This window comes from Vibrio sp. 970, from assembly GCF_033339075.1.
Genome location: NZ_JAWOTW010000643.1, coordinates 1 through 563, shown reverse-complemented (window position 1 = coordinate 563; position 563 = coordinate 1). Strand labels below are relative to the sequence as shown.

The 563-nt window shown below is 46.2% G+C and carries 1 protein-coding gene; it reads left to right on the top strand.

Annotated elements, in window-relative coordinates:
* Positions 1-563 (top strand): SRPBCC family protein (locus R7Q11_RS28360; RefSeq protein ID WP_225467252.1); only part of this gene is annotated, 563 nt, incomplete at both ends.

Genomic DNA, 563 nt, shown 5'->3' with positions numbered 1-563 from the left:
AAGGATTTTAAAAACTGGCCTGAGTGGTCTCCTTGGATCATTTTGGAGCCAAGCTGCGAGCTGACTTACAGTGACAATCAAGGCCACGTTGGTGCTGGTTACCAATGGAATGGGCAACGAATTGGAACGGGGGCGGTTGTTCTGGAAAGCACACAAGAACATCGCTTAGACATGGAGCTGCATTTTTTTCGCCCCATCAAAAGCCACGGAAAGGTGACGCTCATCGTGACGCCGTCACAAGATGGTTGTACCGTAGAGTGGCAAATGCAGTCTCGTGTTCCTTGGTATCTGTTTTTTCTGAAAACGATGTTCAAATCCATGGTTGAAATGGATTACGATCGTGGACTCAAGATGCTAAAAAGCCAGTTAGAAACTGGGCAAATATTGTCGCAGTTGAGCGAAATCGGCACTCGTCATCAAGATTTGATTCATTACGTTGGTTTGCAAGGTTCAGGGACAATTCCTGAGCTTGGTCCAATCATGAAAAAGCAAACTCAAAGTCTGTACGAACTGATGCAGAAAGAAAGTCTGCCCGTCAGCGGCGAACTGTTCTGCTATTACCT